10 protein-coding genes and 4 pseudogenes are annotated in these 15,564 nt (G+C 41.7%); 11 read left to right on the top strand and 3 right to left on the bottom strand.

Features of this window, described 5'->3' with window-relative positions:
* Positions 1-149: 149 nt before the first annotated feature.
* Positions 150-1,709 carry a glutamate--cysteine ligase gene (gene gshA, locus LDL57_RS02430; protein WP_180560485.1) on the top strand — a complete coding sequence of 520 codons (1,560 nt, stop codon included), beginning with the start codon at positions 150-152 and terminating at the stop codon, positions 1,707-1,709.
* A 152-nt stretch (positions 1,710-1,861) separates the two neighbouring features.
* Complete coding sequence (gene luxS, locus LDL57_RS02425) at positions 1,862-2,377, top strand: S-ribosylhomocysteine lyase (protein WP_180560484.1); 516 nt, start codon at positions 1,862-1,864, stop codon at positions 2,375-2,377.
* Positions 2,378-2,409: 32 nt separating this feature from the next.
* On the opposite strand, the gene LDL57_RS02420 is transcribed toward luxS, so the two are convergent.
* Together LDL57_RS02420 and LDL57_RS02415 are read right to left on the bottom strand one after the other, a co-directional pair.
* On the bottom strand, positions 2,410-3,702 hold the full coding sequence (locus LDL57_RS02420) for a CNNM domain-containing protein (RefSeq protein ID WP_180560483.1): 1,293 nt from the start codon (positions 3,700-3,702) through the stop codon (positions 2,410-2,412).
* Positions 3,703-3,751: 49 nt separating this feature from the next.
* A complete protein-coding gene (locus tag LDL57_RS02415) occupies positions 3,752-4,540 on the bottom strand; it encodes a cytochrome C assembly family protein (RefSeq protein WP_225506956.1) in 789 nt (262 codons plus the stop codon).
* Between the two features lie 180 nt (positions 4,541-4,720).
* On the opposite strand from LDL57_RS02415, the gene ffh reads away from it, so the two are divergent.
* The 5 genes from ffh to rplS all read left to right on the top strand — a co-directional run bounded on the left by ffh (position 4,721) and on the right by rplS (position 8,236).
* Positions 4,721-6,082, top strand: a complete 1,362-nt coding sequence (gene ffh, locus LDL57_RS02410; protein ID WP_180560481.1) for a signal recognition particle protein — start codon at positions 4,721-4,723, stop codon at positions 6,080-6,082.
* 138 nt (positions 6,083-6,220) lie between these two features.
* On the top strand, positions 6,221-6,469 hold the full coding sequence (rpsP, locus tag LDL57_RS02405; protein ID WP_026822677.1) for a 30S ribosomal protein S16: 249 nt from the start codon (positions 6,221-6,223) through the stop codon (positions 6,467-6,469).
* An 18-nt stretch (positions 6,470-6,487) separates the two neighbouring features.
* Positions 6,488-7,036, top strand: a complete 549-nt coding sequence (rimM, locus tag LDL57_RS02400) for a ribosome maturation factor RimM (RefSeq protein ID WP_370520694.1) — start codon at positions 6,488-6,490, stop codon at positions 7,034-7,036.
* A gap of 34 nt (positions 7,037-7,070) precedes the next feature.
* Complete coding sequence (gene trmD, locus LDL57_RS02395; protein WP_180560666.1) at positions 7,071-7,826, top strand: tRNA (guanosine(37)-N1)-methyltransferase TrmD; 756 nt, start codon at positions 7,071-7,073, stop codon at positions 7,824-7,826.
* A 56-nt stretch (positions 7,827-7,882) separates the two neighbouring features.
* Complete coding sequence (gene rplS / locus LDL57_RS02390) at positions 7,883-8,236, top strand: 50S ribosomal protein L19 (protein ID WP_026822674.1); 354 nt, start codon at positions 7,883-7,885, stop codon at positions 8,234-8,236.
* Positions 8,237-8,746: 510 nt separating this feature from the next.
* Here rplS and tnpA read toward each other — a convergent pair.
* Complete coding sequence (gene tnpA, locus LDL57_RS02385) at positions 8,747-9,151, bottom strand: IS200/IS605 family transposase (RefSeq protein ID WP_225505529.1); 405 nt, start codon at positions 9,149-9,151, stop codon at positions 8,747-8,749.
* 58 nt (positions 9,152-9,209) lie between these two features.
* Here tnpA and LDL57_RS02380 point away from each other — a divergent pair.
* The 4 pseudogenes from LDL57_RS02380 to fdhF all read left to right on the top strand — a co-directional run.
* Positions 9,210-10,361 (top strand): annotated as a pseudogene (locus LDL57_RS02380) (RNA-guided endonuclease InsQ/TnpB family protein); the annotation flags it as partial.
* 123 nt (positions 10,362-10,484) lie between these two features.
* Positions 10,485-10,895 (top strand): annotated as a pseudogene (locus tag LDL57_RS02375) (4Fe-4S dicluster domain-containing protein); the annotation flags it as partial.
* A 24-nt stretch (positions 10,896-10,919) separates the two neighbouring features.
* A pseudogene (hypF, locus tag LDL57_RS02370) lies at positions 10,920-13,148 on the top strand (carbamoyltransferase HypF).
* A gap of 256 nt (positions 13,149-13,404) precedes the next feature.
* Positions 13,405-15,553 (top strand): annotated as a pseudogene (fdhF, locus tag LDL57_RS02365) (formate dehydrogenase subunit alpha).
* The last annotated feature ends 11 nt before the right edge of the window (positions 15,554-15,564 follow it).

Below are 15,564 nucleotides of genomic sequence, written 5' to 3'. Positions count from 1 at the left end.
GTTTTATAATTAAAATGTGTTTATTAATAAAATATACCTATTACTTTAGTCATTTGGTCTAAATGATCTAGACGGCGACAATTCTAGTTATTTACGCTAAAGTAACTTTTCTAAAAGTAAAAATAACGAACGGATAACGGGAGGTCGATTTGATCCCGAATGTATCAAAAGCGCTATCATGGTTAGAGGCACGGCCTAATATTTTACAGGGTCTTCGTCGAGGTATTGAACGTGAAACATTGAGAATTACGCCAACAGGCGATTTGGCTAAGTCTCCACACCCTAATAGTTTAGGGAAAGCGTTAACTCATCCATGGATCACGACTGACTTCGCTGAAGCTTTGTTGGAATTCATCACCCCGGTTGATAATAATATTGGGCACGTTTTGGCATTTTTACGAGATCTACATCGTTATACCGCACGTCATCTTGATCATGAATTGATGTGGCCATTGAGTATGCCTTGTTTTATAAAGCGCCAAGATAACATTAAACTTGCTCAATATGGTGTTTCTAATATTGGCCGTTTTAAAACTTTATATCGGGAAGGATTAAAAAATCGTTATGGTGCGTTAATGCAAACAATTGCAGGGATCCATTATAATTTTTCTTTACCGATTGAATTTTGGCAAGCATGGGTTGGTGTTAAAAATGCCGAAACTGGTAAGGATAAAATTTCTGCTGGTTATTTTCGGCTCATTCGTAATTATTACCGTTTTGGTTGGGTGATCCCCTATTTATTTGGCGCGTCGCCTGCAATTTGTGGTTCTTTTTTGCACGGCAAGGTCAGGCATCTTCCTTTTGAGAAGACAGCTAAAGGAACCTATTATCTACCTTATGCTACATCACTACGAATGAGTGATTTGGGATATACCAATAAATTCCAAAGTGATCTGAGTATTACCTTTAATGATCTATCGACTTATGTTACTGGCCTTAAACAAGCGATAAAACAGCCATCGCCTGAATTCACAAAATTAGGTATATACAATAAAGATGGCAAACATTTGCAGCTGAATACCAATATTTTACAAATTGAAAATGAATTATATGCGCCTATTCGGCCCAAACGAGTGCTCATTGGTGATGAGTCGCCGTCCGATGCACTGTTAAAAAGAGGAATCGAATATATTGAAGTTAGAGCTTTGGATATTAACCCATTTACTGCCATTGGTATTGATGAAGCTCAGATCCATTTTCTTGATCTGTTTTTAATCTGGTGTGGGTTAGCAGATGCACCCTTGATGGATGAAAAAGAGTTAAATTGTTGTCGAACGAATTGGAATAGAGTGATCCTTGAAGGTCGTAAACCTGGACAAATAATCGGTGTTGGTTGCGGTGAATCAATGAGACCTTTAAAAGAAGTAGGGCAGATATTATTTGATGATTTAATTAGAGTTGCTGATGTGTTAGATGTGAGCGGTAATACCCGATATCGTGAAATTTGTTCTCAATTGATAGCAATGTTTGAAAATCCAGAGCTTACTTATTCTGGCCAAATATTATCGCCAATGATTGAACAAAGCATTAGTCAATATGGCTTACAGTTAGCCAAAAGATATTATCAGCAATTAATCAATGAACCTTATGAAGTGATAACAGCGACTGAGTTTACTAATGTTCATCACGCCTCAATTCGCAAACAATTAGCAATTGAACAAGCAGATAAAATAAGTTTTGAGCGCTACTTGCAGAAACATGCAGGGTGATAATAAAAGAAAATGGCCACTACAAAGTGGCCAAAATAAATCTCTTAGAGAATAGGATGATAACAATTTTCGCGTCTTGCCTAAGTAAGACTTGCAATATGGTGAGAAGTTCCATTTATTTTGTAAAAAATTAATTTTTAGAGGTTACAATAATGCCACTACTTGATAGTTTTATGGTTGATCATACCCAGATGAAAGCACCTGCTGTGCGTGTTGCTAAAATGATGAAGACTCCTCATGGTGATACGATCACAGTATTTGATCTTCGTTTTTGTGAGCCAAACAAACAGCTATTAACGGAGAAAGGCATCCATACATTAGAACACTTATTTGCCGGTTTTATGCGTGATCACCTTAATAGTAGTGATGTAGAAATTATTGATATCTCACCGATGGGTTGTCGAACAGGATTTTATATGAGTCTAATTGGTCAGCCTAATGAACAATGTGTTGCTGACGCTTGGAAAATGGCCATGCAAGATGTATTGAAGGTCACAGCTCAAAATCAAATACCTGAGTTAAATAAATATCAGTGTGGTACTTATGAAATGCACTCTTTAATTGAAGCGCAGCAAATTGCTTGCAATGTGATTGAAAGTGGTATAGTTATTAATAAAAATGGCGAATTGATGTTATCGAAAGAAAAATTAACTCAGTTATCATCATAAAATAGCTTAATAAAAGGCGGCTAAAACGTTAGCTAGGATGATTTTTGTTCTGTCGTAAAGGCTAAATCAATCGGCATTGCTCTAACTTGTTTGATAACATTACCATTGATAGCTAATACTTCAAAACGGTACTTACCTATCAGGATTTCAGTATTTAGCATGGGAGTGTCACCTAGCTCTTCTAATAACAAACCATTGATAGTCCTGGCGCCGTCAACAGATAAGTGCCAATCAAAAGCTTTATTGAGTTCTCGTATATTAGCAGTTCCATCAATTAATACAGAGCCATCGGTTTGGGGTAAAACTTCCTCGGCTAAACTGGGCGACATTGAGGTAGTAAAATCACCAACAATCTCTTCAATAATATCTTCTACCGTCACCAGTCCTTGAATATCACCATATTCATCAACAATAATCCCTACTTTTTCATTATTACGTTGAAATTTTATTAGTTGTATATTTAATGGCGTACTCTCTGGAATAAAATAAATTTTATCCGCCGCTCTGATTAGGTTTTGCTTGTTAAATTCTTTCTTTTCGACCATCAATCGATAGGCTTCACGAACACGTAGCATGCCGATAATATCATCAAGGGTATCTCGGTAAAGAACAATTCGCCCGTGTGGCGAGTGTGTTAATTGGCGGATAATCGATTTCCATTCGCTATTAATGTCAATGCCAACGATTTCATTGCGAGGAACCATAATGTCGCCGACGGTAACTTTTTCTAAATCTAAAATTGAGATCAACATATCCTGATTACGGCGAGAAAGTTTACTTTTAGATTCATTAACAATCGTACGCAATTCATCTTTGCTAATCGCATCGCTACTGATAATGGGTGATCTAATGCCAAAGAAATGCATGAACATAAGGGTGATTGTGTTAAATAACCAAACAACGGGTAACATCAATTTCTGTAGCGGTTTAAGCAGAATACTACTAGGAAAAGCCACTTTTTCTGGATAGAGTGCCGCCATGGTTTTGGGTAACACTTCGGCAAAAACCAGGATCACAAAAGTTAAGGTACCAGTAGCAATAGCAACACCAACATCGCCGTAAAGTCTCATTCCGACAATGGTTGCTAGCGATGAGGCTAATATATTAATCAAATTATTACCAATCAAAATAAGACTGATTAGGCGATCTGGCTGTTTTAATAGTGATTCAACGCGACGAGCAGCTTGATGGCCATGTTTGGCTAAATGGCGTAATCGATATCGATTAAGGGTCATCATTCCTGTTTCTGAGGCAGAAAAATAGGCTGATAAAATAATCATGACTATAAGTATAATGATTAAAGTACTGGTTGAGACTTGCTCCAAGGTAAAATTCCTATATTGTTCATCAGTTAATTGTAAAATAGTCTAAAAATTAAATGGTTACTACATGCTGTAGCAATCGATTACCAAAAAAAGCCAATGTTAAAATAAAAGCGCCAATCAGATTAAACACGATAACCCTTCTACCGCGCCATCCGTGATGAAAGTGACCCCATAACAAAATAAGGTAAATAACCCAAGCACAAATGGATAAAATAGCTTTATGGATGTTTTCTTTATTAAAAACATTATCCATAAAAATCATTCCTGTCCCGAGGGTGAGAGTGAGTAAAATGACCCCAACTTGGATAATATGGAACATTTTACGTTCAATAACCATTAATGGTGGTATATCCGGTGTAAATATTAATTTTTTATTTTTTAATTGATAATCTAATAAAGCTAATTGTAGGGCATATAAAGCAGCAATAATCAGGGTTGCATAGCCTAATAATGCTAACCCGATATGAATAAAAGTAGTCACACTTGCTTTTAAGTGGGTAATAAACTCACCAGGCATAATGGTTGCTAATAGTAAATTAATAATAGATAAACTATAAACGATCGGTAGTAGAAACCAGGCGCGACCGTTAAAAGCAACAATGGTCATAATGATACTGACTAACAAACTGACGGTAGAGCCTAAATTTAATAAGGTTAAGTTTTGACCTCCGCTAACAAAGATCAATGTTTTTAATGCGATACCATGGCTTAGCAGAGCAATAACTGCTAATACCAGAGTCAGCCTGGCATAAATTTTTTGTTTACCAGCTAAACCTGGCATAATAAGTAGCACACTCAAAAAATAGGTACTAATGGCGATAATAGCGAATACTGACATAATGTTTTTATTTGTTAGCTAATTTATTAAATGTGAGTAAGTTAGTATAGCGTTTGCCAGCATTGCCTCCAACTGTTGTTCACTATTCTTATTAAACTCGATGCAGAGATTGAATTATCATCGTGTTATAATAAAAAATTAACTGACAGCAGATCCCTTTAACAGAATTGAGTTAAGCACATGTTTGATAATTTAACTGACAGACTTTCGCGTACCTTGCGCAATATTAGTGGCCGTGGAAGATTGACTGAAGACAATATTAAAGAAACCTTACGTGAAGTTCGCATGGCGCTATTAGAAGCGGATGTTGCTTTGCCAGTCGTACGCGAATTTATTCAATCGGTAAAAGAAAGTGCAGTAGGTCAAGATGTCAATAAAAGTCTAACACCAGGGCAAGAATTTGTTAAAATTGTGCAAAATGAGCTCACCAAAGCAATGGGTGAGGAGAATAGCGCTTTAAATTTAGCCATACAACCTCCGGCTGTTATTCTTATGGCGGGTTTGCAAGGTGCGGGTAAAACCACCACTGTGGCTAAATTAGGTAAAATATTAAAAGAAAAACAGAAGAAAAAAGTGTTAGTCGTTTCTGCTGATATTTATCGTCCTGCTGCCATTAAGCAATTAGAAACACTCACTCAAACGGTAGGAATTGATTTTTTTCCATCCACCTCAAGCGAAAAACCCGTTGAGATTGCGATTAATGCGTTACAACATGCAAAATTAAAATTTTATGATGTGCTAATCATCGATACCGCTGGGCGTCTGCATGTTGATGAAGCCATGATGGAAGAAATTCAGACAATCCATCGTGCTGTTAATCCAATTGAAACCCTATTTATTGTTGATGCAATGACTGGGCAAGATGCGGCTAATACTGCTAAGTCTTTTAATGAAACATTGCCATTAACCGGTGTTATATTAACGAAAATTGATGGTGATGCTCGTGGTGGTGCCGCATTATCAATCCGCCATATTACTGGTAAACCCATTAAATTTTTGGGAATAGGGGAGAAAATTGATGGCTTAGAGCCTTTTTATCCTGACAGGATTGCCTCCCGTATCCTTGGTATGGGAGATGTTTTATCGCTGATTGAAGAGATAGAAAGCAAAGTTGACCGTGAAAAGGCGGAGAAGCTTGCTCATAAACTTAAAAAAGGGAATAGTTTTGATCTAAATGATTTTCTTGAGCAGCTTAAACAGATGCGCAATATGGGCGGTATGGCCAGTATGTTAAGTAAAATGCCAGGTATATCCCAAGTTCCTGATGCGGTTAAGTCACAAATGGATGATAAAATGTTGGTCAGAATGGAAGCAATTATTAGCTCAATGACTACTAAAGAACGACAAAAACCCGAAATTATTAAAGGATCACGCAAGAGGCGCATTGCAGCCGGTTCTGGCACACAAGTACAGGATGTTAATCGGCTACTTAAGCAGTTTGATGATATGCAACGTATGATGAAGAAAATGAAAAAAGGCGGATTAGCTAAGATGATGCGTGGAATGAAAGGGATGATGCCACCGGGTTTCCCTGGTGCTTAACAACCAACATTAAATAAACAATTCGTACTTTTGATTGCTTTTTATCTTAAAAAGAGTAGAATCTTGGGGCTTTTTATATAACAACCAGACTCTATTCCTCGATAGGGTCTGGTTGTTTTGTTAACTAATGAGGATGTTATGGTAACAATTCGTTTAGCTCGTGGTGGCGCAAAGAAGCGTCCATTTTATCAAATCGTTGTCACAGATAGCCGTAATGCACGTGATGGTCGCTTTATTGAGCGTATAGGTTTTTTTAACCCTATCGCATCAGGTAATGCGGAAGAGTTGCGTTTAGATTTAGATCGTGTTGAGCATTGGGTTGGTTTAGGTGCAACAGTTTCTGATCGTGTTTCAACACTGATCAAACAAGCAAAAAAAGCAGCTTAATTTACTACGGTGGTGGTGATGAGCAAAGAGGTTTGCCTTAAGATCCCTGTTAATCCTATTGTATTAGGAAAATTAGGCTCTGCCCATGGCATTCGTGGTTGGCTCAGAGTTTTTTCATCCACCGAATATACCGAAGATATTTTTGAGTATCAGCCTTGGTTTATTCAACGTTCTGGTCAGTGGCAACGACTGGAGTTAGAAGGTTGGAAACATCATAACCAAGATATTATCATCAAAATAAAGCATATTGATGATAGAAGTGCGGCTAATTCAATGACTAATTGCGAAATTATCGTTGATTCAGCGCAACTACCTGTACTTGAAGGTAATGAGTATTATTGGAAAGATCTGATTGGTTGCCAGGTCATAACTATTAAAGGTTATAGTTTGGGTTATGTTCAGGATTTAATGGAAACAGGCTCAAATGATGTGCTGGTAATTAAAGCAAATCTGAAAGATGCATTCGGTATTAAAGAGCGGTTAATACCGTTTCTTGATGAGCAGGTGATCAAAAACGTTGATCTTACTACTAAGACAATTGAAGTAGATTGGGATCCTGGTTTTTAAACGCCAATTGCAGGTTTTATGAGTGGAACGCAAGATGTGGATTGGGATTATTAGCCTGTTTCCAGAAATGTTTCGCGCAATAACCGAGTATGGGGTGATAGGTCGCGCAGTAAAAAATGGCCTATTGAATATACAGTGTTGGGATCCGCGAGATTATACTCACGACAGGCACCGCACTGTAGATGATCGCCCTTATGGCGGAGGTCCAGGTATGTTGATGATGGTGCAGCCTCTTAGAGATGCCATTCATGCAGCAAAATCTGTGATCGGTGAAGATGCTAAAGTAATTTATCTTTCACCACAGGGGCGCAAACTTAATCAGCAAGGAGTTTGCCAATTAACGGCAAATAAAAAGCTTATTTTAGTTTGTGGTCGATATGAAGGTATTGATGAACGGATCATTGAAACCGAAATTGATGAAGAATGGTCAATTGGTGATTATGTTCTTAGTGGAGGAGAATTACCAGCAATGTTAATGATCGATTCAATTTCCCGGTTTATTCCTGGTGTATTAGGTCATCATGCATCAGCGGAAGAGGACTCTTTCATGACTGGGTTACTTGATTGTCCTCACTATACCCGTCCTGAGGTGTTAGAAGGTATGGAAGTTCCGAGTGTCTTATTGTCGGGCAACCATGCAGAAATAGAGCGTTGGAGAAGAAAACAGTCACTAGGCCGAACTTGGCTTAGAAGACCTGAACTTCTAACAAGCCTAGCTCTGACTGACGAGCAGAGAATGTTGTTGGCAGAATTCCAACAGGAATATGAAGAACAACAACGTATTAATTGAGACACTGTATCACACTGTCTTGTATATATCAGTTTACCTAGGGTAAGAGAGTAATTATGAGCAACATTATTAAACAGCTTGAACAAGAGCAAATGAAGCAAAATATTCCTTCATTTCGTCCAGGTGATACCGTAGAAGTTAAGGTATGGGTGGTTGAAGGTTCTAAAAGACGTCTGCAGGCATTCGAGGGCGTGGTTATCGCTATTCGTAACCGCGGTTTGCATTCAGCATTTACGGTTCGTAAAATTTCTAATGGTGAAGGTGTCGAGCGGGTATTCCAGACACATTCACCAGTTATAGATAGTATCACAGTTAAACGTTGTGGTGCTGTTCGCAGAGCTAAATTGTATTACCTGCGAGAGCGTTCGGGTAAAGCTGCTCGTATCAAAGAGCGCTTGAATACTAAATAATTCGCTCTTCGCTACATCCTAACAATCTTTAAAGCTCGCAGTTTTTGCGAGCTTTTTTATTATCTATTTTCAGCTTAATTACATTATCAAACATTGTTTTATTAAATCTTTTGTGTAATTTTTTATAAACAGAAAAATATTTTTCTTTAATGTAGGTATAATTTTTTTTGTTTATTTTCATTCAATTATATATTTTTTTTCCGCTTTAATTTCATTAGTAAAGCAAATGTTACTATATGTTGTCGCCAATGGATTGTAATATTTACAGTTCATGTTATCGTATAGCTGTACCTCAAATCGGTGTAATGCAATGCAGGATAAAAAGTTAAATAGGTAAAGAAAATGATCATGCAAAAAGATGAGCTTAATAATGTTAATATTTCTGATGAAAAGATTTTAATTACACCGAAAGAGCTTAAAAAATATTATCCATCTTAACCTCCAAAGGGTACTCCCACCGACATAAGGTGGGAGGGGAATTTGGTCGGGCTTGAAAAGCCCGAAGAATGATCAGCCACGCTGATTTTGAATGTATTGCTTAACAACTTCCAGCGGTGCTCCCCCGCACGAACCTGCAAAGTATGATCGAGACCACAACACTGGCTTGCCGTAAGCCCCACGCAAGTCTAGAAACTCATTACGCAGACGACGAGACGTTACCGCTTTCAGCGAGTTTACTAGTACTGACAACTGCACTGTGGGCGGGTACTCGATCAGCATATGAACGTGATCGGACTCTCCGTTACTTTCCTTTAAATCAGCCCCAAAGTCGCGACACACTTCACCTGCATACTGATGAAATGCTTTGTAGTGCAAGCCACTGAGTACTTTCTTTCGGTACTTAGTCACAAAGACAAGGTGAACATGTAAAAGAAACGCTGCATGTCTTGAACGGTTGATTTTATATTTTTGCATTGAAATTAACCGGATATACGGTAAGATAGTGAGATAATTTACTACACACTGAGTAATAATGCTAATTCTAAAAGCCTACAAATTCAGACTCGAACCAACCGAAAAACAGTCGCAACGTTTGCGGCAGTTGTGCGGATGCGCTCGTTTTATCTGGAATTACGGGCTAGCAGAGACGCAACGCATTATTGAATCCGGCGGTAAACTACCGTCAGCGTTTGAACTAAATCGGATGCTCACAGAATGGAAAAAAAAGCCGGAACATTCCTTTTGCAAGAAGCCTACACGGATAATCTTCAGCAGAAACTCAAAGATCTGCACGGGGCATGGAAACGCTGCTTTGATAAAAAACTGGCAGCAAAAGCTCCTGTATTTAAAAGGAAAAATGACGGGCGTGATTCAGTTCGTTTTGTTAATTTTGATAAATATTGTCAGCTCGATAATGGCAGAGTGAGATTACCGTCAGGTTTGGTATGGGTAAAGTTCCGGCAGTCGCAAAAGCTGTACGGTAAGATTAAAAACGCAACCGTTAGCCAACATGCGGGACACTGGTATATATCGTTTCAGGTCGAACTGGAAATGGACATTCAGCCTCATTCGTCAGCAACAATGATTGGTTTGGATGCAGGTGTAACCAGACTCGCCACGCTGTCAGACGGCACAGTGTTTGAACCTGTAAACAGTTTTAAAACCAACCAAAAAAAGCTGGCGAAATTCCAGCGTCAGTTAAGCTGTAAAGTTAAATTCAGCAATAACTGGAAAAACAGAAGCGAAAAATCCAACGTCTCCACTCGCATATAACCAATATCCGCAAAGACTACCTTCACAAAGTCACCAGTGAAATCAGCAAAACCACGCGATGATCGTCATTGAGGACTTAAAGGTCAGTAACATGTCGAAATCGGCAAAAGGTACACAAGAGCAGCACGGACGGAATGTCAGGGCAAAATCAGGACTTAACCGTTCGATACTGGATCAGGGTTGGTATGAAATGCGCCGTCAGCTTGAGTACAAGCAGCTATGGCGCGGTGGTCAGGTATTAGCTGTGCCTCCGGCATATACAAGTCAACGGTGTGCATGTTGTGGTCATACAGCGAAAGAAAATCGTCAATCACAAAGTAGATTCGAGTGCCTTGAGTGCGGGTATACAGAGAACGCAGATATCAACGGAGCTCGTAACATTTTAGCGGCAGGACATGCCGTGTTAGCCTGTGAAGTGAACGGTGCAGTAATGCCGTCAGCAGCAGGAACCAGGCTTCTGAGCGATCAGATAGTCTCCGACTAACGGGAATCCCCCTCCTGAGTCACGAAGTGTGAAGGTGGGGGAGGATGTCAAGTTATTAAAGGTGTTAGTGTCTCTACCGCCACTACCTGCCGCCAATGTGAAGATGCGCCCTGTGCCAATGTTTGTCCTAATAGTGCAATTATGCGCGAGAGCGATTTTGTTCACGTTCATCAAGAGCGTTGTATTGGCTGTAAGACTTGTGTTGTCGCTTGTCCTTATGGTGCGATGGAGGTGGTTTTACGGCCAGTAGTACGCAATAGTGGGGCTGGGTTGAATGTTGTGGTTGAGAAGGCGCAAGCAAATAAATGTGATCTTTGCCATCATCGGTCTGAAGGGCCGGCTTGTATTCAGGCTTGTCCTACCAACGCAATTATGTGTGTTGATCGTAACAAACTGGAACAACTCAATCTTGAGAAGCGTCGGCGGGCGGCGTTAAATGGTATGGCTAACCAAATTTTCTAACTAGCCAGCGCGATATTAGCCAATATGAAGAGTGAAAATGGTACCTTATTGCGGATCTATGGCAAAGTTCAGGGGGTCGGATTTCGGCCCTGGATTTGGCAATTGGCACAGCGATTAACCCTTAAAGGGGAGGTTTATAACGACGGTGCCGGCGTGGTGGTGCGTATTGTTGGCGATGCCAATAGATTACTTGATCTATTGCCAATCGATTGCCCACCCTTAGCTCGTATCGATCAGGTGCAGCAATTTCCCTGGCACTGGCGTCAATTGCCGCAGGATTTCACTATCCAGCATAGCGTGCCGGCAACGATGGCAACCCAAGTTGCTCCCGATGCGGCTACTTGCCCGGCGTGTTTGCAAGAAATGAATGATCCAAGCCAACGTCGTTATCGCTACCCATTCATTAATTGTACTCATTGTGGGCCGCGCCTCACGATTATTCGCGCGATACCCTATGATCGACCGTTTACCGTTATGGCTGCTTTTCCGCTATGTGCGCCTTGCGCAGCAGAATATCGTGATCCTGCTGATCGCCGTTTCCATGCCCAACCCATTGCCTGTCCTGATTGCGGACCGCAGCTAGCTTGGCTGGCGGAAAATGAGCGACAAGAAAAAGAGGCAGCAATTCAGGCAGCTATTAGCGCATTGAAAAAGGGTAAAATTATTGCCATCAAAGGGATAGGTGGTTTTCACCTGGCTTGTGATGCCAACAATCGAACGGCAGTAAAGCGCTTGCGTCAGCGTAAACGGCGACCGTCAAAGCCCTTAGCCGTGATGATCACCGATGCAATGGCCAGCCTGCTGCCTGAACAGACTCAGTCACTTTTGCGACTGCCCGCGGCACCAATTGTGTTAGTGGATAAACAATGGCTATCGTTAGTTGATGAGATAGCACCACAGCTTAACGAAGTCGGTGTCATGCTGGCGGCAAATCCCTTACAACATCTATTAATGCAAGCTGTCGCGCGTCCATTAGTGATGACCTCAGGCAATCTCAGTGGCTGTCCGCCGGCATTGAATAATGAACAAGCATTGACGGATCTGATTGATATTGCTGACGGCTGGCTATTACACAATCGGGATATTTTACAGCGGATGGATGATTCCGTTATGCGCGCCTGCGGTGAAATGCTGCGTCGAGCCAGAGGTTTTGTACCAGACAGCTTGTCTTTACCGCCCGGTTTTAGCAATGTACCGCCGTTGTTATGCTTAGGCGCTGATCTAAAAAATACTTTCTGCCTGATAAGGGATCAACAGGCGATACTCAGCCAGCATCTGGGCGATCTCAATGAGCAAAATGTGTAAGCACAGTGGTGGCAGGTAGTGACCAGGATGCAACAAATTTGGCAGTTCACGCCACAAAAAATCGTTAATGATAAACATCCTGCCTATCGAACACAACAACTGGCGCAGCAGATGGCTTTGCCGATAGTAAAGGTGCAGCATCACCATGCTCATGCCGTCGCCTGTTTGGCTGAGCATCTTTGGCCACGGCATGCAGGTGATGTTATCGCATTGATCCTCGATGGAATTGGTTGGGGAGAGCATGATCAGTTATGGGGCGGGGAATGTTTACGCGTCAATTATGACGCATGTGAAAAATTGGCAGGATTGCCGGCAGTCGCGCTGCCGGGTGGTGATTTGGCCGCATGTCAACCATGGCGAAATCTATTGGCTCAGTGGTTGGCATTTGTACCAGACTGGCAAATGCGATCGGAAGCCAAAATATTAGCCGATAAACCTTGGCCGCCATTAGCACGGGCAATAGAGCGAGGGATCAATGCCCCGCCGGCTTCTTCTGCCGGACGCTTATTTGATGCGATTGCGGCAGCACTAGATTGTGCTCCGGCGCAACAGAGTTATCAGGGCGAAGCAGCTAGCAAATTGGAGGCTCTGGCGCTAACGGTAAATCATATCAATCACCCAGTGACGCTACCGGTCAAAGATAACCAATTAGATATGGTGACATTTTGGCAACAATGGCTGGATTGGCAGGCACCGAAAGCTTGGCGTGCCTGGGCCTTTCATGATGCGTTGGCGAAAGGATTAGCAGATTTGGCTGCCCATCATGCGCAGTGGCGAAAAATCTCCACCATTGTTTGTGGTGGCGGTGTATGGCATAACCGCTTACTGCGGCAACAGCTAAAGTTTTGGTTAACTGATTTTCAACTATTGTTGCCGATGAATTTACCTGCCGGTGATGGCGCCATTGCTTTTGGTCAAGCGCTGATTGCAGCAGCAAAATTTACTTAATACCCGGTGCAAAACGTCAAAAGATTGCCCAGCCAGTGAGGTGATAATAATAGCGCTTTTATTCTCGTTGACATAAGGGCAGTTTGTTAGTGGCTGGTTTGTCATGTCATTTATGTCAAAGGAATGACACTGTTAGTAAAAATGAATATTTTTTCTTTATTTTCCATTTAGTTAATTATATTGGTGTGTGTGGCATGCTTCATGCATCTTAATGTTTAATCCTTTTCCAATGATGAAATTAACAGGAGTAATACGGATGAAAAAAGTCGTCACGGTTTGCCCCTACTGTGCATCAGGTTGCAAAATCAACCTGATGGTTGATAAAGGCAAAATTGTCAAAGCTGAGGCGGCGCAGGGGAAAACCAATCAAGGTAATTTATGCCTAAAAGGTTATTACGGTTGGGATTTTATCAATGATACCCAAATCCTTACCCCGCGCCTGAAATCACCGATGATCCGTCGGCAACGGGGCGCTAAGCTGGAAGCTGTTTCTTGGGATGAAGCACTGAACTATGTTGCCAACAAGTTGAGTGCTATTAAAGCTCAATATGGGCCGGATGCCATTATGACTACCGGTTCCTCCCGTGGCACAGGCAATGAAACCAATTACATTATGCAAAAATTTGCCCGTGCGGTTATCGGCACTAATAATGTTGATTGCTGTGCGCGTGTTTGACACGGCCCATCGGTTGCAGGTCTGCACCAGTCGGTCGGAAATGGCGCAATGAGTAATTCTATTGTCGGTATCGAAGATACTGATTTAGTTTTTGTTTTTGGTTATAACCCAGCTGATTCTCACCCTATTGTGGCTAATCGGGTGATCAAAGCTAAGCAAAAAGGAGCGAAGATTATTGTTTGCGATCCGTGGAAAATTGAAACTGCCCGTATCGCCGATATGCATCTGGCATTAAAAAATGGCTCTAACATCGCATTACTCAATGCAATTGGCCATGTCATTATTGAAGAAGATCTTTACGACCATGCCTTTGTTGCTGCGCGAACGGAAGGTTTTGCCGAATATCGTATAATTGTTGCCGGTTATACGCCAGATTCAGTAGAAGTGGTCACCGGGGTTAGCGCGCAGGATATTCGCCAGGCCGCGCGGCTCTATGCGCAAGCGGAACGAGCCACTATTCTCTGGGGTATGGGAGTAACCCAGTTCTATCAAGGGGTAGAAACCGTGCGATCACTAACCAGCCTGGCACTGCTAACTGGCAATCTGGGCAAACCCAGTGTTGGTGTCAATCCGGTACGTGGGCAAAACAATGTGCAAGGTGCTTGTGACATGGGAGCATTGCCGGACACCTATCCCGGTTATCAGTATATTAATGTAGCAGAACATCGGCAAAAATTTGCTCAAGCCTGGGGGGTTGAGAGCCTACCGGCAAATGTTGGTTATCGCATTAGTGAGTTACCTCATAGAGTGGAACATGGCGAAGTTCGTGCCGCTTATATTATGGGTGAAGATCCATTGCAAACTGATGCTGAGTTACCAGCAGTACGTCAAGCATTTGCTGATTTAGAATTGGTCATTGTGCAGGATATCTTCAATGACCAAAACCGCTGCGGCAGCAGATGTGATCTTGCCTGCAACTTCTTGGGGCGAGCATGAGGGTGTTTATACTGCGGCAGATCGGGGTTTTCAGCGTTTTTTTAAAGCGGTAGAGCCAAAATGGGATCTAAAAACCGACTGGCAAATTATTTGCGAAATTGCTACTCGCATGGGTTATCCGATGCACTACAACAATACGCAACAAATTTGGGATGAATTGCGGCGTTTATGCCCGGATTTCTATGGTGCTACTTATGAAAAAATGGGTGAACTAGGCTATATCCAGTGGCCGTGTCGTAGTGAATCTGATGATGATCAGGGAACAGATTACCTGTTTGAAAAGACATTTTCCACACCCAACGGCTTGGGACAGTTCTTTACTTGTGACTGGGCGCCGCCCTTAGATCGCATCAACGAAGAGTATCCACTGGTACTTTCCACCGTGCGTGAAGTGGGGCACTACTCCTGCCGCTCAATGACTGGTAACTGCGCGGCACTGGCCGCTTTGGCTGATGAACCGGGTTATGTACAAATTAACACCGCGGATGCTAAAAAGCTGGGTATTGAAGATCAAGCCTTGGTTTGGATCCAGTCACGAAAAGGGAAAGTAATCACCCGCGCGCAAGTCAGTGAGCGTCCTAATAAAGGCGCGGTATATATGACTTACCAGTGGTGGATTGGCGCTTGCAATGAACTGGTGGCGGAAAATTTAAGCCCGATAACTAAAACACCAGAGTTTAAATTCAGCGCTGTTCGATTGGAGTCTATCGCCGATCAACGTGCTGCTGAACAATATGTGATTGATGAATATCATAAGTTGAAAAAACAACTGCGTGAAAGCGCTTTAGGTTAGATAAAGATTGA

Origin of the sequence: Arsenophonus apicola, assembly GCF_020268605.1 — a bacterium.
GTDB lineage: Bacteria > Pseudomonadota > Gammaproteobacteria > Enterobacterales > Enterobacteriaceae > Arsenophonus > Arsenophonus apicola.
This window is presented reverse-complemented; position numbering and strand designations above follow the sequence as displayed.

Coding starts and splice junctions, on each gene's coding strand:
- LDL57_RS02415 (WP_225506956.1), bottom strand. CDS start 4,540: ATGTCAGTATTCGCTATTATCGCCATTAGTACCTATTTTTTGAGTGTG.
- ffh (WP_180560481.1), top strand. CDS start 4,721: ATGTTTGATAATTTAACTGACAGACTTTCGCGTACCTTGCGCAATATT.
- rimM (WP_370520694.1), top strand. CDS start 6,488: ATGAGCAAAGAGGTTTGCCTTAAGATCCCTGTTAATCCTATTGTATTA.
- luxS (WP_180560484.1), top strand. CDS start 1,862: ATGCCACTACTTGATAGTTTTATGGTTGATCATACCCAGATGAAAGCA.
- tnpA (WP_225505529.1), bottom strand. CDS start 9,151: ATGCAAAAATATAAAATCAACCGTTCAAGACATGCAGCGTTTCTTTTA.
- rplS (WP_026822674.1), top strand. CDS start 7,883: ATGAGCAACATTATTAAACAGCTTGAACAAGAGCAAATGAAGCAAAAT.
- trmD (WP_180560666.1), top strand. CDS start 7,071: ATGTGGATTGGGATTATTAGCCTGTTTCCAGAAATGTTTCGCGCAATA.
- rpsP (WP_026822677.1), top strand. CDS start 6,221: ATGGTAACAATTCGTTTAGCTCGTGGTGGCGCAAAGAAGCGTCCATTT.